This window comes from Amycolatopsis taiwanensis DSM 45107 (assembly GCF_000519205.1).
GTDB lineage: Bacteria > Actinomycetota > Actinomycetes > Mycobacteriales > Pseudonocardiaceae > Amycolatopsis_E > Amycolatopsis_E taiwanensis.
This window is the reverse complement of the sequence record NZ_JAFB01000032.1, coordinates 12884-38894: the sequence shown is the minus strand read 5'-3', so window position 1 is coordinate 38894 and position 26011 is coordinate 12884. Positions and strand designations below refer to the sequence as shown.

19 protein-coding genes are annotated in these 26011 nt (G+C 69.1%); 14 read left to right on the top strand and 5 right to left on the bottom strand.

The genetic code is table 11. From position 1 onward, the window contains the following. Nucleotides 1-3: 3 nt before the first annotated feature. Together A3CU_RS0124635 and A3CU_RS0124630 are read right to left on the bottom strand one after the other, a co-directional pair. A complete protein-coding gene (locus A3CU_RS0124635) occupies nt 4-1629 on the bottom strand; it encodes an indolepyruvate oxidoreductase subunit beta family protein (RefSeq protein WP_043842406.1) in 1626 nt (541 codons plus the stop codon). After that, the gene (locus A3CU_RS0124630) at nt 1629-3791 is read right to left on the bottom strand and encodes a thiamine pyrophosphate-dependent enzyme (protein ID WP_027944556.1); all 2163 of its coding nucleotides are present in this window, start codon (nt 3789-3791) and stop codon (nt 1629-1631) included. Before A3CU_RS0124630 ends, A3CU_RS0124635 begins: the two co-directional genes overlap by 1 nt. Nucleotides 3792-4037: 246 nt before the next feature. Between A3CU_RS0124630 and A3CU_RS0124625 the strand changes: the two genes are divergently transcribed. The 4 genes from A3CU_RS0124625 to A3CU_RS0124610 are packed head-to-tail and all read left to right on the top strand — an operon-like array spanning nt 4038 to nt 7227. Next, nucleotides 4038-5174, top strand: coding sequence for an acyl-CoA dehydrogenase family protein (locus tag A3CU_RS0124625; RefSeq protein ID WP_027944555.1), 1137 nt, complete (start codon nt 4038-4040; stop codon nt 5172-5174). A 33-nt stretch (nt 5175-5207) separates the two neighbouring features. Then, the gene (locus tag A3CU_RS0124620; protein ID WP_027944554.1) at nt 5208-6041 is read left to right on the top strand and encodes an enoyl-CoA hydratase family protein; all 834 of its coding nucleotides are present in this window, start codon (nt 5208-5210) and stop codon (nt 6039-6041) included. Between the two features lie 20 nt (nt 6042-6061). Continuing rightward, nucleotides 6062-6832: an SDR family NAD(P)-dependent oxidoreductase gene (locus A3CU_RS0124615; protein WP_027944553.1), complete on the top strand. Its 771-nt coding sequence runs from the start codon at nt 6062-6064 to the stop codon at nt 6830-6832. Nucleotides 6833-6840: 8 nt separating this feature from the next. Continuing rightward, nucleotides 6841-7227 carry a RidA family protein gene (locus tag A3CU_RS0124610; protein WP_027944552.1) on the top strand — a complete coding sequence of 129 codons (387 nt, stop codon included), beginning with the start codon at nt 6841-6843 and terminating at the stop codon, nt 7225-7227. 53 nt (nt 7228-7280) lie between these two features. Here A3CU_RS0124610 and A3CU_RS50005 read toward each other — a convergent pair whose 3' ends face one another. After that, nucleotides 7281-7643: a DoxX family protein gene (locus A3CU_RS50005; RefSeq protein ID WP_052372095.1), complete on the bottom strand. Its 363-nt coding sequence runs from the start codon at nt 7641-7643 to the stop codon at nt 7281-7283. An 84-nt stretch (nt 7644-7727) separates the two neighbouring features. Between A3CU_RS50005 and A3CU_RS54035 the strand changes: the two genes are divergently transcribed. Beyond that, nucleotides 7728-8381 carry a helix-turn-helix domain-containing protein gene (locus A3CU_RS54035; protein ID WP_211246503.1) on the top strand — a complete coding sequence of 218 codons (654 nt, stop codon included), beginning with the start codon at nt 7728-7730 and terminating at the stop codon, nt 8379-8381. Between the two features lie 29 nt (nt 8382-8410). On the opposite strand, the gene A3CU_RS0124595 is transcribed toward A3CU_RS54035, so the two are convergent. Further along, a complete protein-coding gene (locus A3CU_RS0124595; RefSeq protein WP_027944550.1) occupies nt 8411-9256 on the bottom strand; it encodes a PaaX family transcriptional regulator in 846 nt (281 codons plus the stop codon). A 197-nt stretch (nt 9257-9453) separates the two neighbouring features. On the opposite strand from A3CU_RS0124595, the gene A3CU_RS0124590 reads away from it, so the two are divergent. Beyond that, entirely contained in the window at nt 9454-10305 is an 852-nt protein-coding gene (locus A3CU_RS0124590) for a class I SAM-dependent methyltransferase (protein WP_027944549.1), read from the top strand. A 70-nt stretch (nt 10306-10375) separates the two neighbouring features. On the opposite strand, the gene A3CU_RS0124585 is transcribed toward A3CU_RS0124590, so the two are convergent. Next, nucleotides 10376-11047: a DNA alkylation repair protein gene (locus A3CU_RS0124585; protein WP_027944548.1), complete on the bottom strand. Its 672-nt coding sequence runs from the start codon at nt 11045-11047 to the stop codon at nt 10376-10378. 162 nt (nt 11048-11209) lie between these two features. Between A3CU_RS0124585 and A3CU_RS0124580 the strand changes: the two genes are divergently transcribed. From A3CU_RS0124580 to A3CU_RS0124545, 8 genes are all read left to right on the top strand, one after another. Continuing rightward, nucleotides 11210-12844, top strand: coding sequence for an AMP-binding protein (locus tag A3CU_RS0124580; RefSeq protein ID WP_027944547.1), 1635 nt, complete (start codon nt 11210-11212; stop codon nt 12842-12844). A 38-nt stretch (nt 12845-12882) separates the two neighbouring features. Next, on the top strand, nt 12883-15255 hold the full coding sequence (locus tag A3CU_RS0124575) for a bifunctional salicylyl-CoA 5-hydroxylase/oxidoreductase (RefSeq protein ID WP_027944546.1): 2373 nt from the start codon (nt 12883-12885) through the stop codon (nt 15253-15255). Nucleotides 15256-15422: 167 nt separating this feature from the next. Then, nucleotides 15423-16808: a serine hydrolase domain-containing protein gene (locus tag A3CU_RS0124570; protein WP_027944545.1), complete on the top strand. Its 1386-nt coding sequence runs from the start codon at nt 15423-15425 to the stop codon at nt 16806-16808. A 235-nt stretch (nt 16809-17043) separates the two neighbouring features. Next, entirely contained in the window at nt 17044-18660 is a 1617-nt protein-coding gene (locus A3CU_RS0124565) for an ABC transporter substrate-binding protein (RefSeq protein ID WP_052372094.1), read from the top strand. A 17-nt stretch (nt 18661-18677) separates the two neighbouring features. Beyond that, nucleotides 18678-19667 carry an ABC transporter permease gene (locus tag A3CU_RS0124560; protein WP_052372124.1) on the top strand — a complete coding sequence of 330 codons (990 nt, stop codon included), beginning with the start codon at nt 18678-18680 and terminating at the stop codon, nt 19665-19667. A 1-nt stretch (nt 19668) separates the two neighbouring features. Next, nucleotides 19669-21627 (top strand): dipeptide/oligopeptide/nickel ABC transporter permease/ATP-binding protein, encoded by a 1959-nt coding sequence (locus tag A3CU_RS0124555; protein ID WP_052372092.1) that lies wholly within the window; start codon nt 19669-19671, stop codon nt 21625-21627. Further along, the gene (locus A3CU_RS0124550) at nt 21620-22627 is read left to right on the top strand and encodes an ABC transporter ATP-binding protein (protein ID WP_027944541.1); all 1008 of its coding nucleotides are present in this window, start codon (nt 21620-21622) and stop codon (nt 22625-22627) included. The genes A3CU_RS0124555 and A3CU_RS0124550 overlap by 8 nt, the downstream gene beginning before the upstream one ends. After that, nucleotides 22624-25998, top strand: a complete 3375-nt coding sequence (locus A3CU_RS0124545; RefSeq protein WP_027944540.1) for a serine hydrolase — start codon at nt 22624-22626, stop codon at nt 25996-25998. Before A3CU_RS0124550 ends, A3CU_RS0124545 begins: the two co-directional genes overlap by 4 nt. Nucleotides 25999-26011 lie beyond the last annotated feature (13 nt).

Here is a 26011-nt window from a genome sequence, read left to right as displayed (position 1 = left end):
GGTTCAGGCTGTTTTGGCAGATACCGCTGAGTCGAGTTCGGCAAGGGCGCGCTCCAGTGCGATGCCGTCCTCGTCGGCCAATGCCGCCGACCGCAACCGCGCCAGGGTCTGTGCCGCGTCCCCGCGTCCGGACAGTTTCTCCGTGGCGTCCAGCAACGCCGCGAAGCTCTGCTTGCCGTGGGCATGGGTCTGGCCGTATCCCTTCAGCACGGCCTGGCATTCGAGGATTTCGCACGCGAGCCGGTAATCGGCGCGCGCGGTTTCCACCGCGAGATCCAGCCAGGCGTCGATGGCCGCCTGCTCCCGGCCGAACCTCAGCGACCACGGTCGCAGCGGCCGAACGCGGGCCATGACCCACAACATGGTGAAGCCGATGATCGAGGTGGTATTGACGATCATGCCGTGGCGCGTGAGCCTTGCGATGATCCTGCCGAACAGCTTCGAGGCCGCCAACCGGCGGCCGACGCGGGTGGGCAGTGTGTCAGTGATCTCCTCCAGTTGGGGGTGCAAGTACTCGCGGACCTGGATGAGCTGATCCGGCTTCGCGTTCACCTCTTGGCGGATGCCGTCGAGCCGACGGCGCCGGATCTTCTGCAGCGCGACATGGATGGTGTCCTGATAACACATCCACAGCGCCACGTGCCGGGCAGCCAGCGTGGTCAGCTCGCCATTCTCCTGGTCCACGGCCGAGAGGCGCGCGACGCGGTCGAGATATCGGTCCGTGTAGGCGGGGTTCTGGTAGACGGCGGTGCGCACACAGCCGTGCAGCAGCATCGATCGCGCCTTCTCCGGGAACTCGGCGACGCGAGCGGCCTGCGGCTGCAGTCCTGGCCCGACGAGCTTTCCGGGATCGGTCGCGGCGACCTCACGCCGCCGCGCTTCCTCGGCGGCCTCCGCTTCCTCGGCCGGGTCCCGGGGCGGCCCCATGCCGATGGTCACCGGAACGGGCTCGCTCTTGGGCCGGGGCCGGGGTGCCGGCTGCTGGGCCGCGGCATAGCCGAGTGAGAAAGCCTCAAGTGATGATTCCACGCTCTTGCCGGACTCGCGCACGGCCGCCTCGAACTGAACACGGGTGAACGGCAAGCTGCCGGAGCCGGCCAATCCGCCGAACAGCGATGCGCTGATCACGCTGCCGGCCTGCTGGGCCAGTTTCCCGAAGTCGGCACCGACGAAGCGCTTCGAGCCCTTGTGCGCGGCCTCGAGAAGCAGGTCGTCGTCGACCCGCCCATCGCCGAGCGCGATCCGTTCGGTGATGGCGTACACGCGGTTGGTCGAGGAGATGAGTGTCGTGCGGTCGGGAGTGCAGAAGCCGCGTTCGATCGCACGCCCCGCTTCCATCAACTCGGAAGCGATGACGATGTCCACCTCCCCCGGGGTCGGAAAGACGCTGAGCACGGGCTTGCCGCGGCCACCTTGCGGAATCTCACCGTCCAGCGGCGGGAACAGTTCGACGTAGTAGACCGTCGCTCCGGTGCGTTGGGCGACACCGGCCACGGAGGTGTTCTGCGCGGTGTAGCCCGCGGCCTCGCCCATGGCGACGATCCAGTCGGCGAGCACACCACCGCCCTCCCCGCCCATGGCGAGGACCGCGATCGTGATGGGACGCTGCCCGGAAAGCCAACTGGACATCAGGCGGCCTCGAACTTCGCCGCACGACGCTCGACCGGCCTCGACAGCAGGGAGATCCACCAGGAACGGAACTTCGCCAGCGTGCGATCCCACCAGGTCTCGTTGTAGACGACATCGGTGCGGTAGAACGAGGGGCACAACGACGCCGCATGGGCGTTCTCGCCGCAGACACCACAGCCGACACAGCTATCGAGCACGGTGGCGACCGGATGGGTCCGCATCGGGTCCGGATTGGACTTGATGGTCAGCGACGGGCAGCCGGACACCCGGATACAGGCGTGATCGCCGGTGCAGGTTTCGGCGTCGACACCAAACCGTTGGCGGACAACGCGTTTCCCGTCCTTGATGGCCTGGTTCGTCTGCGGCCGGACCCGGCGCTGCCGGTTGAGCTGGCATTCGCTCTGCGCGACCACGACTTTCGGTCCCGGCTCCGTACTGGTCAGCGCGTCGATGAACAGGTCGCGCAGCTCGCCCACCTGGTAGGTGTTGGTGACCGTCTTGGTCCACTTGACGCCGACGCCGCGGGCAGCCTGCTCGATCGGATGCTTGGTCGAGCGGTGGGGATTGTCGGCCTGGGAGGAGAGCACATCCTGCCCACCGGTGGCCGCGCTGTAGGCATTGTCCACGACGACGAGCAGCTGATCGTTCTTGTTGAAGACCGCGTTGCCGACGCCGCTGGTCAAACCATTGTGCCAGAAGCCACCGTCACCCATGATCGCGATCGGCCGGCGGCCCGCGTTCGTCGAGTTCAGCGCGGACGCGCCGGCGGAGCCGAGCCCATAGCCCATGGTGGTGGCACCAAGGTTGAACGGCTCGTTGATCGAGAACAGGTGGCATCCGATGTCCGCGCTGACGTGGTGTTCGCCGGTCTCCCGCTCGGCGAGCTTCAAGGCACTGAAGATCGGGCGTTCCGGGCAGCCGGTGCACAGCCCCGGCGGACGGGCATGCACGGTGTTGGGTTCAACCCGCTTCGCGAACGGGCTTCGCGGGTCCTCCGCGGGCAGCAGCAGTGTGGGCTCACCGTCGATCGCGTCGGGCAGGTATTTGTCCAGGAACGTCCTCAGACCGCGCGTCACCGCGGCCGCGGTGTACTCCCCCGCGACCGGCAGCAAGTCCTTGCCGTGCAACGCCGCGCTCGCGCCGGCACGCCGCAGGATCGCGTTCAGGTTCTGCTCGAGGTAGTCCGGCTGGCCTTCCTCGACCATCAGCACCGCACGCTTGTCCGCGCAGAACTCGAGAATCTCGGCGTCCACCACGGGATAGGTCACGTTCATGACGTAGAGCGGGATTCGCGTACGGCCGAAAGCGTCGGAGCAACCGAGCAACTCCAGCGCCCGGTTGAGGGTGTTGTAGAGGCCACCTTGGACGATGATGCCGACGTCCGCGGCGCCCGCGCCGAAGACCTCGTTGAGGCGGCGCTCCCGGATGAACCGCACGGCGGCCGGCCACCGCTCGGTGACCTTTTCCCGCTCGTGCAGGAAACTCGCCGGTGGCAGCACGATCCGGCTCAGGTCGCGCCGGGGATTCTCGACCGCGTCCCCGACCGTCATGGGTGGCCGCACGTTGTCCTTGGCGGTGAAGCTGCCGTGCAGGTGACAGGACCGCAACCGCAACTCCAGCAGCACCGGCGTGTTGCTGGCCTCGGACAGCTCGAATCCGGCCTCCACCGCGTCGACGATCGCGGCGACGTCCGGCCTGGGATCCAGCAGCCACATCTGCGACTTCATCGCGAAGGCATGCGAACGTTCCTGCATGATGCTGGAACCTTCGCCGTAGTCCTCCCCGAGGATCACCAGCGCACCGCCGGTGACACCGCCGCTGGCCAGGTTCGCGAGTGCGTCCGAGGCGACGTTCAGGCCGACCGTGGACTTGAAGGTGACCGCGCCGCGAAGCGGGTAATGCACCGACGCGGCGAGCATCGCCGCCGCGGTGGCCTCGGACGCACTGGCCTCGAAGTAGATGCCTAGTTCGTCGAGGACTTCACGGGCGTCGGAGAGCACATCCACCAGGTGTGAGATCGGGGCTCCCTGGTAACCGCCGACATAGGCCACGCCGGACTGCAGCAAAGCCTTCGTGACGGCGAGAATGCCCTCGCCCGTGAAGGTCGTCCCGGCACCGTGCCGAAGCTTGAGGACCTCGGTGGCAAAGGACCGCTCGGCCATGCCTGCTCCTCTTCGTCGAAGTCGGCAACCTGGGGACGGCACCAAGACCACCCAGGGCCCGGAAAGGCGCCAGTCGCCGGCTCGCCGTTCCGTGTGGGTGCGTTCCGTCACACTAACTCCCATGGCGTTGGCGTGTCGACCGTTAAGGAGGCACCTTATGCGCTGAACCACCCTTCTGGCGAATACTTGACGATCGCCGACAAAACAACATACCTTGGGCGTGCCACCGGGCCGGTTGGAGGAACAATGACGGCGTTCGCCCTGACCGAGGGCCAGCAGCAGTTCGTCGCCCACGTCCGCGCTGTCGCCGTCGACGAACTGCGTCCCGTGGTCGACGCCGGCGAAGAAGGACATGTCAATCGCGAACTGCTCAAGGCGATGGGAACGCACGGCCTGCTCGCCCGGCTCTTCCCCGGCGCGAGCACCGGACGGCCGGCGGCGGCGATGGACCTCTGCCTGATGCGTGAGGCTCTCGCAACGGTGAGCACGGAGGCCGAGACCGCCCTGGCCCTGCAGGGCCTTGGCAGCTACCCGTTCCTGCTCTCGGGCAACGACGCGGTCATCGGCACCTGGCGCCCGGCCGTGGTGTCCGGGGACGCGGTCGCCGCCTTCGCACTGTCCGAACCGGACGCCGGCTCCGATGCGGCCGCGCTGCAGTTGGAAGCCCGGCCAGATGGCGACGGCTGGCTGTTGCACGGCGAGAAGATGTGGATCTCCAACGCCCCCGAGGCCGATATCTACGTCGTGTTCGCCCGCACGACGCCGGACGCACGCGCCCGTGGGGTCACTGCCTTCGCGGTCGCCGGCGATGCCGCCGGGCTCGGCGGTGAGCACCTCGACCTGATCTCGCCGCATCCGATCGGCCGGCTGACCTTCGAGGGCGTGCGCGTCGGCCCGGCCGACGTACTCGGCGAGGTGGATCGAGGCTTCACGATCGCCATGCGGACACTGGATCTGTTCCGGCCCTCGGTCGGTGCGTTCGCGATCGGCATGGCCCAGGCGGCGCTGGACACCGCGATCGCGTACACGAAACAGCGGAAAGCGTTCGGCGGCGTGCTCAGCGACCAGCAGGCGGTCTCCCACAAGCTCGCCGACATGGCCACCCGGATCGAGGCGAGCCGGCTGCTCGTCTATTCCGCCGCCGGCGCCTACGACGCCGGCGCAGACCCGGCGGAGATCACCCGGCGCTCCGCGATGGCCAAGCTCGACGCGACCGAAACCGCGCAATTCGTCGTGGACGCGGCCGTGCAACTGGTCGGCGCCCGGGCACTGCAACGGGGCCATCCCCTCGAACACCTCTATCGCGAGGTGCGAGCCCCGCGCATCTACGAAGGTGCTTCGGAGATTCAGCGCACCATCATCGGCCGATCCCTGACCCGCTGACCGCCGCACGACAGCGCACGATAAGGAGCAGCCATGCCTGCCGGCCCGTTCCGCGGCTCCGCCGCGATCACACACGACTGGAAGCACTTCGACTTCACGGTCGCCGACGGTGTCGCCACCGTGACGTTCAACCGGCCGGACAAGCTCAACCCGCTGACCTTCGAAAGCTACGCCGACCTTCGGGACCTGCTGTACGAACTGCCCCAGCGCGGCGACACGCGCGTGCTGGTGATCCGGGGAAAGGGCACCGCGTTCTGCGCCGGCGGGGACGTCAACGAGATCATCGGCGAGCTCATCATGATGAAGGCCCGCGATCTCATGGCGTTCACCAAGATGACCGGCGACGTCATCAGGGCAATGCGGGAATGCCCGATCCCGATCATCTCCGGAATCCAGGGCATCGCGGCCGGCGCCGGCGCGGTCATCGCACTGGCTTCCGACTTCCGGGTCGTCACCGAATCGGGCCGGTTCGCATTCCTGTTCACCAAGGTCGGCCTTTCCGGCGGTGACATGGGTGCGGCCTACCTGCTGCCGCGGGCCGTCGGCGCGGCCAGGGCCACCGAACTGTTGATGCTCGGCGACACCATCGACGCCCCGACCGCCGAGAAGTACGGGCTGGTGTCCCGGCTTGTGCCCGACGATGGGCTCGACGAAGGTGTCGCGGCGCTCGCCCGGCGGCTGGCCGACGGGCCGACCCTGGCCTACGCCCAGACCAAGGCGCTGATCACCCGTGAGCTCGACATGCCGCTCGGCGCCTCGATGGAGCTGGACGCGATGACGCAGGCCCTGCTGATGACCACCGAGGACCACGCCGAGTTCCACGCCTCCTTCAACGACAAGCGCAAGCCACGCTGGACCGGCCGGTAAGGGCCACAATGGACTCTCCCATGACACCACGAGTTTGCCTGGTGACAGGAGCGAGCCGCGGCATCGGCAGGGCGGTGGCCGACCGGCTCGCCGCCGTGGGACATCACGTCGCCCTCGTGGCTCGGTCATGCAGTGCCATCGAGGAGGCGGCCGCCGACATCAGGGCTCGACAGGCCGGTCCTACGGTGCTCGGCGTCGCCGCGGATCTGACCGTCCCCGAGGACGTCGAGCGGATGTTCGCTGAAGTCGAGCGTGCGCTGGGTCCGGTGGAAGTACTGGTGGCGAACGCGGGCGCCGGCAGCGCCGCATCGCTGGTGGAGACCACGGACGAGCAGTGGCAACACATGATCGAACTGAACCTGACCACGCCGTTCCGATGTGTGCGGCGGGCACTGCCCGCCATGCTGGAGGCCGGCTGGGGACGGATCGTCGTCGTCGCCTCGGTCGTCGCCAAGCGCGGGGAATCGCAAGTCAGCGCCTACACGGCGAGCAAGCACGGGGTGCTCGGCCTCGTGCGGGCCGCCGCGGCCGAGTACGCGAGGTCGGGCGTGACGGTCAACGCGGTGTGTCCGGGCTACGTGGACACACCGATGACGGCGGAGACCATCAACGCGATCAGCGAGCGTAGGGGTATCGAGTTGGCCGAAGCGCGCCGTGCACTCGCCCGCCGCCAGCCGATCGGCCGGCTGGTCGATCCCGGGGAGGTGGCCGAGGCGGTGCACTTCTGCGTCGTCAACGGCGCGGTCAACGGACAAGGCATCAACGTCGACGGAGGAGCGGTCCAGTCGTGAGTTCCGGTATCGAGCGCATCAACCCCCCAGAACTCGGTGACCCGTCCGGGTTTTCCCACGCGGTCCGCGCCGGAAGCGCGCTGTACCTCGCCGGGCAGACCGCGCTCGACGAGAAGGGCACTATCGTCGGCGGCACCGTCGTCGAGCAGTTCGAGCGAGCGCTCGGCAACCTGCTCACGGCGCTGCGCGCGGCAGGCGGTGAGCCTGGGCAACTCGTCAGCCTGACACTGTACATTGTGGACATCGAGGACTATCGGGCACAGGCGCGCGAGATCGGCCGGGTCTGGAAGCGGCTGGCCGGCCGGCACTACCCGGCGATGGCGGCGGTCGGCGTCGCTCGCCTGTGGGATGCCGAGGCACTCATCGAGGTGCAGGGCATCGCGCATCTCGGCTGAGTGATCAAGAAGAACGCGAGCGACGCACCGAGCCCCTGACGCCCCTGCCCTCGTCAGACCGCCACCGCGATCGCCCAGGCGACATAGCCGATGTTGACCACCAGCCGTACCACCACACCGACCAGTCGATTCGCGCGGCATGGTTGGTCGCTGCGTGCATGGCGCAGAGCCTCGATCCAGACGGTCAGGAAAGCGGTGATCAACGCGGCGCCGAGCCACCCGCCCAGTGCCCTGGTCGCCGGGACGGCGACCAGCCCGGCCACCACGATCTCCGCAACGCCACTGAGCACCACCAGCACCCGGGCACCGGGCAGCCACACCGGGACCAACGCGCGGTAGTAGCCGGGGAACAGGAAGTGGGTCACACCGGTGACCAGAAAGAAGATCGCCAGCGCGATCGAGGCGATAGTGTGCATGGCGCGATGCTCTTCCCCACCAGCGCATGGGCGCTTGAACAAAACGATCGGCGGATCGCGTTCGCCTCCACCCCGGATACGGCGATGTTCCGCCAGACAGGCGCATTCACCGTCACCCGCCACCGCCACCCGGCCTGGAAGGTCGTCCTGCCCCTCGACGGTCAGGTCGTGGTCGCATCGGACCGGGGCCGCCCCACGGTCACCGCGGCCGGCATGATCGTGCCACCGCAACTCACCCACACCTGCGCGGCCACGTCCGATTTCGTTGCGCTGTTCGTCGACCCCTGGCTGCTGCGCCAGCACACCGGCCTCACGCCGTTGACTGCCGCCCAGGTCCGACGGATGCTGGCCGCGCTGGATCCCGATGACGTCCACGGCCCAAACCTCTCCGCCGCTCACGCCGCGCTCATCACACTGGTCGGTGCCGGCTCCACGCTGGACTCGAGGGTGACCTATGCCGTGCAGGCCGCGACGACGGGCGCCCAGGCCATCGGCTCGATCGCGACCGAGGTCGGTCTCTCCTCGCCACGCCTGCGGGCTTTGGTGCACACGTCGGTCGGTATCCCGCTGGCGCGGCTTCGGCTGTGGGCGCGGCTGGGTGCCGCGCTGGCCGCCCTGCCCGGCCAGTCCACGGCCGAGGCCGCGGCCACGGCCGGCTTCGCCGACCAACCCCATCTCGCCCGGACCGCCCGCAGCCTGGTCGGACGCACGATCAACTCGCTGCGCCAAGCCAACTGACAAGCTGAGTCGCCGCGGTGGCCGGCCCCTCAGCCGTGCATGACTTCCGTCGCGTGCTCCCGCGCGGGCCCGCTGAGCGCCCGGTTCAGCTTGTCGAACAGCTCCCCCGCGGTTTCGCCCTTCCAGCCGGGTGGAAGCAAGGACAGCGGCAGGCCGGGGTCGCGGTAGGGCAGACGTCGCCACTCCGTGAGCAGCGGCACGTACTTCGTGAACGCCTGGCACGGCGTCAGCTTCCCCGCCGTCACGCGGTGGAGAGCCGGCCGGTACCGGACCAGGAAGTCGGCGTAGAGGGTGTTGAGTTCCTCGAAGTTCCACCAGGTGCGAACCTTTGCCCGTAGGTCACCGAAAGCGAGATGGTCACCCCTGAACACGTCCACATAGGACACCAGGTCGCGGCGTTCGAGAGTGTGCCGAACCTCGCGCATGAGGTTACCCGGGGCGATCCAGACGCCGGGCGAGACGGTGCCGAACCCCAGCCGGGTCAGCGTGGTGCGCAGCGCATGCCGCTTGTCGCGCTCGACCTCGGGAATGGAGAACACGACCAGGATCCACCCATCCCCCACCTCCGACCTGCTGCGCTCGAAGATCCGGATGTCGCCCTCGGCGAGCAGGTCCAGCGTCGACTCCGAAAGCGAATAGCCCGCGGCGCCCGCATGCCGCTCGCTGTGCAGCAACCCACGGCGCTTGAGCCGGGAGATCGACGAGCGCACCGCCGGGCCGTCCACCCCGAGATCGGCCATCAACTTGACCACGGAGGCCACGGACAGCCAGTTCCGTTCCGCACGCGCGTACAGGCCGAAGATCGTGACGATCAACTGCCGCGGCTGCGTCTCCCGGCTGCCCAGCATTTCCCCAGCGTATGTCTCCGTCGCCATGCGCACACGATACGGCCGCCGGTGCCGCGACGTACTGACCGGACTCCGGCGCGGCACGCCTGCTGTCGCGCGAAGGCGTGGATGGTGGCTGCCGGTGTACCCGGGTAAAAACGATGGTCCACCTTGGAGTCGCAGGGTAGGTTGTCCGCGCACTGTTCGCGCCTCCCTCCTGATCGGAGGGGAACTGGGGGTTTCGGATGAACGAGAGCACCACGGTCCCGGTCGACCCGTCCAATATCGACCAGCTCCGCGCGTGGGACGGTGATCAGGGCGCGTATTGGGTAGCCCGTGCCGAGCGCTTCAACGAAGGCGTCGCCGGCTACCATGATCAACTCCTGGACGCGGCGGAGATCGACCCGACCGCCAATGTTCTGGACATCGGGTGCGGCAGCGGGCAGACCACCCGCGACGCCGCGCGGCGCGCGAGCGCTGGATCGGTTCTCGGCGTGGACCTGTCCGCTCGCATGATCGAGCTCGCGCGCCGGTTGGCGGAGCAGGAACGGGTGGGCAACGTGCGATTCCTGCGGGCCGACGCCCAGGTCCATCCGTTCCCGGATCAGCACTTCGACCTCACTATCAGCCGGCACGGCGTGATGTTCTTCGGCGATCCCTTCGCGGCCTTCGCCAACATCGCGCGGGCGATGCGACCCAATGGACGGCTCGCGCTGCTGTCGTGGCGGTCACTGGAGCACAACGAATGGCTCACCGCCTTCCGGATCGCCCTGGCCGCCGGTCGTGAGCTGCCCACCCCGCCGCCGGCGAAGCCCGGGTCCTTGACCGACCCCGACCAGGTGCGGCAGTTGCTGGCCTCGGCCGGGTTCACCGACGTGCGGCTGCACGGACTCACCGAGCCGATGTACTTCGGCCGCGACGCCGATGACGCTTGCCAGTTCATCGCCGGTCAGTTCGCTTGGATGATCGCCGATCTCGACGCCGCCGACCGGGCGCGCGCTCTGGCTGACCTGCGGGCCAGCATGGTCGAGCACCAGACCGAGCGAGGCGTGCTTTACGACTCAGCGGCCTGGCTCATCGAAGCAAAGCGCCGCTGACCTGGCCGGCTGATTCCGCCCGACGATCGGGTTGCCGCTTCTACGAGTGTGGCGGCATGAGCGTGGGCGCCTACTTGTCGTGCTGTCGGCGCACCATCTCGTTGATCCAGGTGGGTGCGAATGGAGACGTGCAGTTGGGCGGAGTCGGGTAGTCCTTGAGTACCTCAAGGCGCTCACCGATGTCGATTGCACGGGCGCGGTGCTCGGCGTGCTCGATCCCGATCTGCGCCAGGCAGTGGTTCATCGCCCACTGCAGGCGATCCGGGGCATCCTTCATCTCCGCCTCGATGACGTCGAGCAGCCCCGCGAGGTCGAGACCCTCGGGCTTCTTGGCCACGCGTTCGATGGTCAGCGCCCAGCCCGCACTCGCGACCACCGGGTCCGGATCGGCGGACCAGACCAGGCGCAGCTCTTCGGCGTGCGGGTTCTTCTTCACCACGTAGTTCACGAGCCAGTCGTGCACCTTGGGGGTGCGCGCCTCGCGCAACATGACGTCCAACTCGTCACGCTCGAACGCCTTCGGGCGGCAGATCAGGGTCGCCAGCAGTCTCGCCGCGGTATCGGCCGTCCCCCAGAGCCGGCGCGCGAGTTCCTGCTGCGTTTTCAGCCGCTTCGCGAGCGCGCGCAGCTTGCTGAGGTTCACGCCGTGATCGTCACCGTGTTTCTCGTTCACCGCACGCGCCTTCGGGTCCTCGAGCGCGGCCAGCTCGGCCATCACCTCGGCCACCGTCGTCTCGGCCACCTCAGCCTCCCTGTCCAACAGTGAGATTCAGCCTACGAGTGCCTGTCGAACTTACCGGTCGGAGCGGATCCCGGATTCACCATCCGCCCGTATCACCAGTTCTTGACGCGCGTCATCAAGAGAACATATCTTGGTCGCGGGAATCCGCCTGGGAGGTCCGCAATGAAGCCGGCATCCGAACTGTCCCCCTCCGCCCACGTCGACACGTTCTGCCGGGACCACCTGCCGCCCCGCGAGCAGTGGCCGGAGTTCGAGTTCGTGTCACCCGAGTTGCGCTACCCGGAACGGCTCAACTGCGCGACCGCCCTGCTCGAAGACACGAGCCGGCGGTACGGGGCCGATCGGACGTGCCTGATCTCCCCCACCGAACGCTGGACCTACGGGGAATTGGTGCGACGGTCGAACCAGATCGCACAGGTGCTCACCGAGGACCTCGGGCTGGTCCCGGGGCAGCGGGTGCTGCTGCGCGGACCGAACACCCCTTGGCTCGTCGCGTGCTGGTTCGCCGTGGTCAAGGCGGGTGCGGTGGTGGTCACGACGATGCCGATGCTCCGGCGTACGGAACTCCACAAACTCCTCGACCTGACCGCGACGACGATCGTGTTGTGCGACCATCGGTTCGCGGAAGAACTGCTCGATTCCGCGGTTCCCGGAGTCACCACGGTCTGCTACGGCGACGCGGGTCCCGACGACCTGCTCGCGCGCGCCGCCACGAAGTCCGGCGAGTTCACCGCGGTCGATACCGCAGCCGATGACGTGGTCATGCTCGCCCCCACGTCGGGCACCACCGGGACGCCCAAGGCGACGATGCACTTCCATCGCGACGTGCTGGCGGCGGCCGACACCTTCTCCGCACATATCGTGCAACCGCGGCCGGATGATGTGTTCACGGGGACACCGCCGCTGGGATTCACGTTCGGCCTCGGTGGCCTGATGGTGTTCCCGTTGCGTGCCGGTGCCGCCACCCTGCTGCTGGAAAGGCCGGGCACCGACGTGATCGAAGCCGCGGTGCGCGAACACGGGGCGACCGTGTTGTTCACCGCACCCACCGCATACCGGGCACTGTTGCGCGAGGGAAAGACGGATGTACTCGCCAAACTGCGCCGGTGTGTGTCGGCCGGCGAGCACTTGCCTGAGTCGGTGTGGCGCGAGGTTCACACGCGAACGGGGATCCGCATCATCGACGGCATCGGAGCCACCGAAATGATGCACGTGTTCATTTCGTCCGCCGACGACGACATCCTCCCCGGGGCCACCGGGCGCGCCGTGCCGGGCTACCGCGCGGCGGTGCTGGACGACGCCGGGCAGCCGGTACCGGACGGCACCGCGGGCAGGCTCGCGGTGATCGGGCCGACCGGGTGCCGCTACCTCGCCGACGAACGCCAGACCCAGTACGTCCGGCACGGCTGGAACCTCACCGGCGACATCTACGTCCGGGACGCGGACGGGTACTTCTGGTACCAGGGCCGCGCCGACGACATGATCGTCTCGTCGGGCTACAACATCGCCGGCCCGGAAGTGGAACAGGCACTCGAACAGCATTCCGACGTCGCCGAGTGCGCGGTGATCGGCCTGCCCGACGTCGAGCGCGGCATGATCGTGCACGCCGCCGTTGTGCTGCGTCCGGACGTCACGGGCAACGAGGAAAAGAAGCGCGAACTGGCCGACCACGTCAAGCAGATCCTCGCGCCGTACAAGCATCCGCGCAGCATCGAATTCCGCGATGCGTTGCCGCGCACGGCCACCGGCAAGCTCCAGCGGCACAAGCTGCGCGAAGAACGGGCGAGCACGCCATGACCACAATGGACCGAACCCAGGGCCGATCAGGAGAAGGCATGCGCATCGCCGTCGTCGGCGGAGGCCCCGGCGGGCTGTATTTCTCCGCGCTGATGAAACAACTCGATCCTCATCACGAGATTACGGTCTGGGAACGCAACGCGCCCGACGACACCTTCGGTTTCGGCGTCGTGTTCAGCGACGAGACGCTCGGCGGCATCGAGCACGCGGACCCCGAGATCTACCGCCGCATGGCGGAATGCTTCGCACAGTGGGATGACATCGACATCCACTTCCGCGACACCGTGCACACCTCGGGCGGGCATTCCTTCGCCGCGATGAGCCGGAAGAAGCTGCTGCTGATCCTGCAGGACCGCTGCCGGGCGCTCGGCGTGCGCATGCATTTCCGGACACTCGCGCCCGACATCGAGCACCTGAGCGCCAACCATGACCTGGTGCTCGTCTCCGACGGCGCGAACTCTGAGGTACGTGCCCGGTATGCGGAGGATTTCGGCACCGGCATCGAACGCCGGCACAGCAAGTACATGTGGCTTGGCACCGACCTCGTGTTCGATGCCTTCAAGTTCTACATCTGCGAAACCCCATACGGCGTGATGCAGGTGCACGGCTACCCCTACAGCGCGGACGCGAGCACCTTCATCGTCGAGATGCATGACGACGTGTGGCGCCGCGCGGGCTTCGGCAAGTTCGCCAACCGCCCATTCGCCCCCGGGGAGAGCGACGAACGGTCGATCGCGCACGTGATGGATCTTCTCGGTCACGTGCTCGACGGTCACCAGGTGCTGACGAACAACTCGAAGTGGGCCAACTTCGCCACGGTCCGGAACGAGACGTGGTGCCGCGGCAACATCGTATTGCTCGGCGACGCGGCGCACACCGCGCACTTCTCCATCGGGTCCGGCACCAAACTCGCGATGGAGGATGCGCTGGCCCTGGCAGCGTGCCTGCACGAGCAGGATTCACCAGGTCAAGCGTTGCGCGCCTATGAGGCCGAGCGACGGCCGGTGGTGCTGTCGACCCAGCGTGCCGCCCAGGCGAGCCTCGAGTGGTTCGAGAACATCGGCCACTACGTCCACCAGGATCCCAGCCAGTTCGCGTTCAACATCCTCACCCGCAGCCGCCGCATCACCCATGACAACCTGCAGCTGCGGGACCCGGAATTCGTGGCAAGACTGAACTCGTGGTACGCCGATCAGCAGGTCAGCGGCGGCCACACCGTCAATCCGGTCGCCGCGCCGGCGATGTTCCAGCCGTACCGGATCGGGAACCTGGCACTGAAGAACCGCGTTTCGGTGTCGTCCATGGACATGTACTCGGCGACCGACGGGATTCCCGGCGACTTCCACCTCGTTCACCTGGGCAGCAAGGCCTTGGGCGGCGCGGGGCTGGTGATGTCGGAAATGGTGTGCGTTTCCGAGGCCGGGCGCATCACGCCTGGCTGCACCGGCCTTTACACGGCGGAACAGGAAGCGTCCTGGAAGCGGATCGTGGACTTCGTGCACGAGCGCAGCACCGCCAAGATCGGAGTCCAGTTAGGACATTCCGGCCGCAAGGGCTCGACCAGGCTGATGTGGGAAGGGATGGACCAGCCGCTCGAGGACGGGAACTGGGACGTTCTCGGGCCCTCACCGCTGGCTTACTCGGACCTCAACCAGATCCCCCGGAGCGCGACCGAAGCCGACCTCGACCGCATCACCGACGAGTTCGTCCTGGCCGCCAAGGCCGCCGGCCGGGCCGGGTTCGACCTGCTCGAACTGCACTGTGCCCACGGCTACCTGCTGTCTTCGTTCCTGTCCCCGCTGGCGAACCAACGGACCGATGACTACGGCGGGTCGCTGGAGAACCGGCTCCGGTTCCCGCTGTGGGTGTTCGACGCGGTCCGGGAGGCGTGGCCTGCCGATCGTCCGCTCGCCGTGCGGATTTCCGCCACGGACTGGGCCGACGGCGGCAACGAGATCGACGATGCCGTCGAGATCTCCCGCGCCTTCGCCGAACACGGGGTGGACGCCATCAACGTGTCGACCGGGCAGGTGGTCAAGTCGGAGAAGCCGGCGTTCGGCCGCTCCTACCAGACGCCGTTCGCCGACCGGATTCGCAACGAGATCGGCGAGAAATACGGCGTCACGGTGATCGCCGTGGGCGCGATCTCCTCCTACGATGACGCCAACTCGATCCTGCTCGCCGGGCGGGCCGACGTGATCGCCGTCGGCCGGCCGCATCTTTACGATCCACATTGGACGCTTCATGCGGCCGCGGACCAGGAATACCAGGGCCCGGGCGCGGACTGGCCGGCCCCGTTCCGGGCGGGGAACCGGAAGCCGCCCACCGGGCGGACCGACGGACCCCGTCCCCGGCTGGAGTTGGTCCGCGAAGGCACGCAAGCCACCCGGCACCGCCGCTGGCGTGGGTGAGGTGTTTCGGCCGATCCAGTTTCGAGTACACCCGACCGCTGATCATCAGTTGGTGCCGTGGAACAGGTTCGGACCGTGGCGTTCGTCGTCCAGGACGAAGCCAGCGCCCCGGTATCGTCCTAACGTGACGTGACTGACGGAAACTCACGAAGACGTGAGGGGTAGTTATGGCGAAACTGGATGAGATCGCTGCGTGGCTGCAAAAACACCTGCCGGCTCTGATCAAGGAACACCAGGTCCCGGGCGCCGCGATCGCCGTGTCCGTCGGCGACGAGGTGATCGACTACGCCGCCGGCGTGCTCAACACCGCCACCGGAGTCGAAGCGACGCCCGACTCGCTGTTCCAGATCGGTTCCATCACCAAGGTCTGGACCGCGACCCTCATCATGCAACTGGTCGACGAGGGCGCCGTTGACCTGGACGCCCCGGTCCGCACCTACGTGCCCGAGTTCCGCGTCGCCGACGCCGACGCCACCGAGGCGATCACCGTCCGCCAGTTGCTGTGCCACACCAGTGGTTTCGAGGGTGACATCTTCACCGACACCGGCGTCGGCGACGATTGCATCGAGAAGTACGTACCCACCCTCGCCGCCGTGCCCCAGCTGTTCACGCCCGGCACGATGTTCTCCTACAACAACGCCGGCTACAGCGTCCTCGGCCGCGTCATCGAAGTCTTGCGTGGCAAGCCCTATGACCAGTGCCTGCGCGACCACCTCTTCACTCCCCTGGGGCTCACGCACGCCGCGGCCAACCCGTACGACGCCATCCGCTACCGCGCGGCTCTCGGTCACCTCCAAACCAAGCCGGACAGCGCCCCCGAGCCCGCGCCGGTGTGGAGCCTGGCCCGGTCGAACGCGGCTGCCGGGTCCATGCTCGCCATGCGCCCCCGAGACCTGCTCACTTTCGCCCGCATGCACCTCCGCAACGGCATCGGACCGGACGGATCTCCCGTGCTGTCCCCCGCGAGTATCGCCGCGATGCGCGAACGGCAGGTCGACCTGCCCTACCTGGGCACGATGGGCGATTCCTGGGGCCTCGGCTGGGAAATCTTCGATTTCCCGGAAACCACCGTCATCGGGCACGACGGCGGCACCATCGGCCAGTCCTCGTTCTTCCGCGCGGTACCAGAACACGACGTCGCGGTCGCCCTGTTCACCAACGGCGGTGACGTGATGCAGCTATACCTCGCGATCGTCGGCAAGGTACTCGCCGAGGTCGCGAACGTGACCCTGCCACCGTTGCCCACCCCCGGCGCGGCCACCCCGGCCGACGTCTCGCGCTATCTCGGCACCTACAGCTCCGATGTCGCCGACGTCGAAATCAGCCAGGACGACGAAGGCCGGGTGTGGATGCACAGGCGGATGAAGGGCATACACGCCGAACTCGGACACGTCGACGAGAAGATCGAACTCACCAGCCTCCAGGGCGACACGCTCATCACCAAAACCCCGATACACGGCATTCACATGCCACACGCGTTCGTCGGCGACGACGGCCAGGGACACGCTCTGTTCCTGCACAGCGGCCGCGCCGACAAACGAGTCGGCGCGTGACCGGGGACAACACCTCGGTGACGCCGTGCACGGTCGGCCCTCGTCCGGGCCGGGCTCACGTCGTTCTGTCCTGTTAGGACACGCATGGCCCGGCCGGATCCGACCCAGTAGCGGGTGGTCGGATCCGACAAATTCCGCCGCGGTGGCTCGTTCGCACGCACGAACACTGCGCGTGGCGGATCCTGCACCCTTTTCTCCAAGCACCGCATGACCACCAGCACGATCGGAGCGTCTGATGGCCAGCTCGATGATCAACCGCAGCAGGAGCATCACCGCAATGGCCGGCCTCGCGGTCAGCGTGGTAACGGCGGGGGCCGCGCTGGCCGGCTGCGGCAGCGGTGGTAGTTCGGCAGGGGGCACCGTCGTCAACGGCGGCACCTTTACCTATGCGCTGAGCTCGGATCCAGGCAATCTGGACCCGCAATCATCGGTGTCGTCCAACGCCTACTCGATGAGCGTACTCGCCTATGACCCGCTGCTCAGCATCGACGACTCCGGGGCCATCGGCTCCCAGCTCGCGGCGTCCTGGCACGTCAACGACAAGACCGTGACGCTCACGATGCGCCCGGGCATCACCTGTTCCGACGGGTCCGCGTTCACTGCCCAGACGGCGGCGGACAACCTCAACTACGTCGGGAACCCCAAGAACAGCAGCCCGTTCGCGGGCGTCATGCTCCCGGTCAACACCACGGCGACCGCGGACGCGGCCACCGACACGGTCACGATCAACCTGCCCGGCCCCGCGCCGTTCATCCTCAATGGACTCGCGGGCATCCCGATGGTCTGCGCGAACGGCATGGCCGACCGCAAACTCCTGGCCGGCTCCACCAACGGCACCGGCGCGTACCAGCTGACCCAAGCGCAGCCGGGCAACCAGTACACGCTGACCAAGCGCGCCGACTACACCTGGGGGCCGAACGGCGCGACCACGGCGCAACCGGGCCAGCCGGACAAGATCGTGGTCAAGATCATCGCGAACGAGACCACGGCGGCGAACCTGCTGCTGTCCGGCCAGATCAACGCGGCGACCATCCTCGGCCAGGACGCGAAGCGGCTGGAGAGCTCCCGGGTCGATTCCGTAAACACGTCCATCCTGGCCGGCGAGTTGTGGTTCAACCATGCCCCGGGCCGGGCAGGCGCCGACCAGAAGGTACGGCTCGCGCTCACCCAGGCGGTCGACCTCGGTCAGCTGCAGAAAGTGCTGACCTCGGGCGAGGGCGAGCCCGCCACCGCGCTCGCCGTCGTACCGCCGGCCGCCTGCAAAGGCAACTCGGTCGCCGAGGCGCTGCCCGAGCACAACCTCGACCAGGCCAAGGCGCTGCTCGATTCGGCCGGCTGGACAATGGGCCAGGACGGGGTCCGGACCAAGGACGGCCAGCAGCTCGCGCTGACCTTCGTGTACGCCTCTCGTGCCGGCGCGGCCGCCTCGGCGGCCGCGGACCTCGCCGCTGGGCAGTGGCAGCAACTCGGCGTCAAGGTCACCCCGTCCGGTCAGGACAACACCACGCAGACCAACACCCTGTTCTCCACGGGCAACTGGGACATCGCCCTGGGGCCGGTGAACGTGCCCTCGCCCGACCAGCTCGTCGGATTCCTCTCCGGCCCGGTGCCGCCCAACGGCGACAACTTCGCGCACATCGACAACGCCGCCTACACCAGCCTCGTGGACCAGGCCCAGCGGCTCGAGGGCTCCGCCGGGTGCCCGCAGTGGCTGGCGGCCGAGTCGAGTCTGATCAAGAACGCCGACGTCATCCCCTTCGCCAACCAGCTGAACAAGGTCTTCGCCTCGGGCGCGCGGTTCTCGGCCGTCGGCCAGCTGGTGCCCACGAGCATCCGGATGACCAGCAACTAAAGCCACGGAAGGTGACCGTGACCAGTCCGACCACCACCGGTCCGGCGACAAGCGTCCTGGACAGCCCGGCGCTGCGGTTCGCCGTGCGCCGTCTGATCCGGTTCATCGTGTCGCTGTGGGTGCTGGTGACCGCCGCGTTCGGGATGATCCACCTGATCCCCGGTGATCCGGTACGGGCCGCGCTGGGCATCACCGCGTCCCAGGCGCTCGTCGACCAGCGCAGGCACGCCCTGGGTCTCGACCAGCCGCTGATCGTGCAGTACTGGCACTTCCTGACCGGCGTCCTCACCGGGGACCTCGACGTCTCGCTGACCTCGCAGCTGCCGGTCACGACGATCATCGGCGAAGGCATGCCCGCCACGCTGGAACTCGCGGTGGCCGCGTTCGGACTCGCCATCGTGATCGCGATCCCGGTCGGCACGCTCATGGCCGTGCTGACCCGGGGCGGGCGGGCCCGCCGGACCGAACTTGCCTTCACCACGACGAGCGTCGTCCTCGGCTCCATCCCGAACTTCGTCGTCGGCGTCGTGCTCGTCTGGCTCGTCGGCGTGAACCTGCACTGGCTGCCGGTCGCGGGCAAGTCCGGGGCGGCGTCGTTCGTGCTGCCGGTGGTGGCCCTGGCCATCGGGCCGGCCGCCATCCTCTCCCGCATCCTGCGGGTGGAACTGCTCGCGGTGCTGCAGGCGGATTTCGTGCGCACCGCGCGGGCGAAACGACTGCCGGCCGCGGCGGTGTACGTCAAGCATGCTCTGCCCAACGCACTGACTTCGACCATCACGCTGGGCGGGTTGCTGCTCAGCGGCATGGTCGCGGGCACCGTGCTGGTGGAGAACGTGTTCGCCTGGCCAGGTCTGGGCAGCACGATCGTCTCGTCCATTCTCGGCAAGGACTACCCGGTGGTGCAGAGCATCGTGCTCGTCTACGGCATCGGGGTGCTCGCCGTGAACCTCATCGTCGACGTGGCGCTCTCGCTGCTCGACCCGCGCTCGACGATCCGGGAGACCTGACATGGCCGCATCGCCGGCACCGGCCCGCCCCGCGCGCTGGTCCACCCCCGGCAGGCGCTGGTTCGCGGTGCTGCGCACACCGGTCGGCGCCTGCGCCTGCGTCGCCCTGCTCGCATTGCTCGTACTCGCGGTCATCGCGCCGCTGTTGTGGTCGGCGAAGGCGAACCAGACGGACATCGCCGCGATGTTGCAAGGACCGTCCGCGCAGCACTGGGCGGGCACGGACAACCTGGGCCGGGACATCTTCACCAGGGTGCTCGTCGCGACCCGGCTCTCGGTCGAGCTCGCGTTGCTGGCCACGGTCATCACCGTCGTGACCGGACTGCTGCTCGGAACGGCCGGGGTGATCGCCGGGCGCCGCGTCGCACGGATCGCGACGGCCGTGGTCAACATCGCCGTCGCGTTCCCCGCGCTCCTGCTCGCGCTGTTCTTCGCGGTGATCTTCGGAGTCGGCGCGCAGGGTGCGGTGCTCGCGATCGGGTTCGCGGGCGCACCCGAGTTCGCGCGACTCGCGCAGACCCTGGTCGCCGGGGTCGAGCAGCGCGACTACGTCGCCGCCGCACGCATCGCGGGCGTCGGGCGGGTGCAGATCCTGGTGCGACACGTGCTGCCGAACATCGGTGAGGCACTGATCGTCAACGCGGCGATCGGCGCGGGTAGCGCGCTGCTCGCCTTCGCCGGCCTGTCCTTCCTCGGCCTCGGCGTGCAGGCCCCGGCCTACGACTGGGGGAAGTTGCTCGGCGACGGGCTGGCCGGCATCTACGGCCAGCCGATCGCTGCCCTGGTGCCCGGGGTCGCGGTCATCCTCGCCGGGCTGGCGTTCAACCTGTTCGGCGAGGCACTGGCCAAGGGCATCGGTCTGACCACGACATTGGGCCGCGTCCCACTCGGCCGCATCCGGCAGCGTCCCGCACCGGCCGGGACAGCCGAACCCGCGCCGGGCGAAGCGGTGTTGGACGTGGCCGACCTGATTGTCACCGTGCCCGCGCAGGACGCGCCGATCCGGCCGGTGCGCGGCGTCAGCTTCCGGATCGGCCGGGCCGAGGCCGTCGGTGTGGTCGGCGAATCCGGGGCGGGCAAGTCGCTGACCGCGCTCGCGGCGGCCCGGCTGGTCGAGAAACCGGCCAGGGTCGAGGCGGCCAGGCTGCGCTTCCTCGGCACCGACCTGCTCAGCGGTAGCCCCCGCGCTCATCGGCGGCTGCTCGGCACGAACCTGGCCGTGGTGTTCCAGGACCCGATGACCTCGTTCAACCCCACCCGCCGGGTCGGGCGCCAGCTGGCCGAGGTCGCCCGCAGGCACGGCGGCCTGTCCCGGAGCGCGGCACTGGCACGGGCGGTCGACCGGCTGCGCGCGGTGCGGGTGCCCGCGGCGCAGCGGCGCGCCAACCAGTACCCGCACGAGTTCTCCGGTGGCATGCGGCAGCGCGCCATGATCGGCATGGGCCTGATGGGCAAACCCGCGCTGATCATCGCGGACGAGCCGACGACCGCGCTCGACGTGACCGTGCAACGGCAGGTGCTCGACCTGCTGCAGTCCATCCGCCGCGACGACGCGGTCGCGCTGCTGCTGATCAGCCACGACGTAGCCGTGATCAGGCAGGTATGCGATCGGGTACTGGTCATGTACGCCGGCCGGATCGTCGAGGACCTGCCCGCCGCGGACCTCGTCACCGGCGCCCGGCACCCCTACACCCGGGCGCTCGTCGCCGCCGTTCCGGACATGCACACCGACCTCGACCGACCGCTCGCCGCGATCCCCGGCCACGCCCCGGACCCGGCGCGGTTCCCGGACGGGTGCGCGTTCGCACCCCGGTGCCCGCTGGCGACCGACCTCTGCCGGACGGAGGAACCACCCTTGGACACCGACGAGCGCGGCAGGCGCGTTGCGTGCTGGCACGCGGATGCGGCAGGCCTGGCAGCCCCGGAGGTCATGACGATGGGCGGGCACGGCCATGAGTGAGCTGCGGTTCGAGGACGTCTCCGTCCACTACGGCTCACGGCGGCACGGGCTCACCGCCGTGCAGAATGCGAACCTCACCGTGCCGGACGGACAGATCGTCGGTCTGGTCGGTGAATCCGGCTCCGGCAAGTCGACGCTCGCGCGCGCCGCCGTGGGGCTCGCTTCTGTCACCACCGGCCGGATCCTGCTCGATGGAGCGCCGGTGCCGCTGCGCGGGCCGCGCCGTCCGGTGCAGCTGGTCTTCCAGGACCCCTACTCCTCGCTGGACCCGCGCATGACCGTCGGCGCGAGCATCGGCGAGGCCATCCCGCGCCGCGCCCCGGTCACCGGTGCGGTGCTGGACCGGCGGGCCGAGGTGGCCCGGCTGCTCGGACTCGTCGAGCTCGATCCGGACCTGGCGCGCGCGTTCCCGGGCCGGCTCTCCGGCGGACAGCGGCAGCGGGTCGCGCTCGCCCGCGCGCTGGCCGCCCGGCCCGAGGTGGTGATCGCCGACGAGATCACCTCGGCGCTGGACGTGTCGATCCAGGGCACGGTGCTCAACCTGCTGCACAAGCTGCTGCGCGAGCTGGGCATCTCGATGCTGTTCATTTCCCACAACCTCGCCGTGGTCCGCTACGTCGCCACCAGCATCGCGGTGATGTACCTCGGCCAGATCGTGGAGAACGGGCCCGCCGACGACGTGCTCGGCGACCCGCAGCACCCCTACACCCGCGACCTGCTCGCCGCTGTCCCCGACCCCGGCCACCCGCCCGACCGGCCGGACGATCCCGCGGTGCGCGCCGTCGCCGACGCCGAACCGGCCGACCCGCACCGCCCACCCACCGGCTGCCGCTACCACACACGCTGCCCGATCGGGCCGCTCGTCCGGCCGGACCGGGCGCGTTGCCGCACCGAGGTGCCCACCACCGACCACCGGCACCACGCCGCCTGCCACTACGCATCCAGCGCCGAGCCGGCGCTGTTGACCGGTGACCCGACCACACAAAGGAGCACGTCGTGACCCGACGCCTGCGAATCAGCGACCTGACCGACATCGCCACCCCGGAGCAGGCGGTCCTCTCGCCGGACGGCAGCCAGATCGTCTACGTGCTCCGTACCCAGGACACCAGGAAGGACCGGGCGGTCACCGCGCTCTGGCGGGTCAGCACGTCGGGTGGCGACCCGGCCCAGCTCACCAGGGGCGCCGGTGACACCGCGCCAGCCTGGTCCCCCGACGGAACCAGGCTGGCGTTCCTGCGCGCCACCGATGGGCCCGCGCAGCTGTGGTTGTTGCCCGCCGACGGCGGCGAACCCGAGCAGGTGAGCCGCCTTCCGCTCGGCGCCGGCCGTCCAATGTGGAGCCCGGACGGCGGCCGGATCGCCTTCACCGCACCGGTCGACACCGCGGCCGACGCCGACGAGGACGACGCCGCGCGCGCCAAGCGGACCGGCGCGCCGATCGTGGCCGACCGGCTCGACTTTCAGGCCGACGGCAGCGGCTTCCTCCGCACCATCCGCACCCACCTGCACGTACTCGACGTCGCCTCGCGCGAGGTGCGGCAGGTGACCGAAGGCGACTGGCACGCGAGCGAGCCCGCGTGGTCACCCGACGGCACCCGGCTCGCGTTCGCCGCCGCGATGGGGCAGGACGCCGATCTGGACTTCCGGTGCGGCGCCTACGTCATCGACGCCGACGACCGGCACGCCCGGCCCGAACTTGCCGGGTTCGGCACGGGCGTGGCGAGCACCGTCGACTGGACCGCCGACGGGACGGCACTGCTCGTCGTCGGCAGCGCGACCGGGCCGACCGCGCCGGCCGGACTGTTCCGGCTCCCGGTGACCGGCGCGGCCGAGACGCCGGCGGTGGAGGCCACCGACCTGGCCGGGCCGCTGGACCGCAACGTCATGCCAGGCGCGCCCGCCTACCCGGGCGCGGTGCCGCAACTAGTCGACGACGGCGCGGCCGTGCTGTTCTGCGTCCGTGACCGCGGCTGCAGTCACCTCTACCGGGTCGGCGTCGACGGGGGCGCGCCCACGCCCGTGCTGACCGGCGCGGACCGGGTGGTGTCGGGCCTGTCCGTGGCGGGCTCGCGAGCCGCGGTCGTGCTGGCCACCGCGACCTCCTTCGGCGAGGTCGTCACCATCGACCTCGCCACGGGTGCGGAGACCGTGCACACCTCGCACGGCGCGAACCTCGCCGACGTGGCCTGGTTCCCGCGCGAATCCCGCGAGTTCACCATTTCCGACGGGACCGTGGTGCAGTCCTGGCTGATCCGGGACCCGGCGCGGACCGGGCCGCTGCCGCTCTTGCTGGACGTGCACGGCGGCCCGCACAACGCCTGGAACGGCGCGGCGGACAATGTTCACCTCTATCACCAGGAACTCGCCGCGCGTGGCTGGGCCGTGCTGCTGGTGAACCCCCGCGCCAGCGACGGCTACGGCGCCGCGTTCTTCACCGCGGCCATCGGCGCCTGGGGCGAGGCCGACGCCAAGGACTTCCTCGAACCGCTGGACGCTCTCGTCGCCGACGGCACCGCCGACCCGAACCGGCTCGCGGTCTCCGGTTACAGCTACGGCGGATTCATGACCTGCTACCTGACCAGCCGCGACACCCGGTTCGCCGCGGCCGTCACCGGCGGGGTCGTGGCCGACCTGACCAGCTTCGCCGGCACCTCCGACGCCGGGCATGTGCTGGCCGCCTACGAGGTTCAGGCCCTGCCCTGGCGCGACTCGGCGCGGGTCGCGGCGCAGTCGCCGATCACCAAGGTCGCCGACGTTCGCACGCCCACCCTGGTCCTCCAGGGCACCGACGACGTCCGCTGCCCGATCGGCCAGGCCGAGCAGTGGCATGCCGCGCTGCGCGAGCGCGGGATCCCCACCCAACTCGTGCTCTACCCCGGCGGATCGCACCTGATGATCGTCAGCGGGCCGCTGTCGCACCGGCTCGACTACAACCAGCGCATCGTCGACTGGGTCGAGCGCTACGCCGGTGACGCGGCCGGGCCCCGGCCGGCCCGGCTGGACGCGGGCCACTGGCAGCGGCGGCTGCGCGCCCTCGCCGAACGGCACCAGGTGCCCGGCGCGCAGCTGGGCATCCTGCGGCTCGGCCAACCCGAGGACGAACTTGTCGAGGCCGCATATGGCGTACTCAACGTGGACACGGCCGTCGCCGCCACCACCGACGCGGTGTTCCAGATCGGGTCGATCAGCAAGGTGTGGACCGCCACGGCGGTCATGCGGCTGGTCGACGAGGGCAAGCTCGACCTGGACGCCCCGGTCGTCGACGTGCTGACCGAACTGAAGCTCGCCGACCCGGAGGTCACCAAGAAGGTCACCCTGCGGCACCTGCTCACCCACACCAGCGGCATCGACGGCGACATCTTCACCGATACCGGCCGCGGCGACGACTGCGTCGAGAAGTACGTGGACCTGCTTGCCGACGCCGCGCAGAACCACCCGCTCGGCGCCACCTGGTCCTACTGCAACTCGGGATTCGTGCTGGCCGGCCGGATGATCGAGAAGGTCACCGGCAAGACCTGGGACGCGGCCATGCGCGACCTGCTGTTCACCCCGCTCGACCTCGAGCACACCGTGACCCTGCCCGAAGAGGCACTGCTGCACCGGGCCGCCGTCGGCCACATCGGTGACGGCGACGCGGAGCCGACCCGCGCCAAGTCGTGGATGCTGCCGCGCGCGGTCGGCCCGGCCGGCATAATCACCTCCACCGTTGGCGACATACTCGCCTTCGCCCGGATGCACCTGACCGGCGGCCTGGCCGCGGACGGCACCAGGCTGCTGAGCGCCGAGTCCGCCGCCGCGATGGCCGACAAGCACGCCGACCTCCCCGACAAGCACAGTCTCGGCGACTCCTGGGGGCTCGGCTGGATCCGCTTCGACTGGTCCGGACACGACCTCATCGGCCACGACGGCAACACGATCGGCCAGTCCGCGTTCCTGCGCGTCCTGCCCGAGCAGGGCCTTGCGGTCGCCCTGCTCACCAACGGTGGCCACGTCCGTGACCTCTATCACGACCTGTACGGGGAGATCTTCGCCGAGGTCGCCGGGGTGGAGATGCCGAAGCCGCTCACGCCGCCCGCCGAAGGAGTCGACGTCGACATCACGCCCTGGCTGGGCACTTACGAGCGCGCTTCCGCGCGCATCGAGGTGATCGCCGGCGACGACGGACCGGTGCTGCGGAACACGGCCACCGGTCCGATCGCGGAGTTCACCGAGCGCGCCACCGAGGAGTACCCCCTGATCCCGGTCACGCCGCAGGTGTTCGTGGTGCGTGAGCCCGGGACGCTGACCTGGCTCCCGGTCACCTTCTACCAGCTGCCGAACGGCACGCGGTACGTCCACCACCATCTCCGTGCCACGCCGAAGGTCAGCTGAGGTGACCCACCCG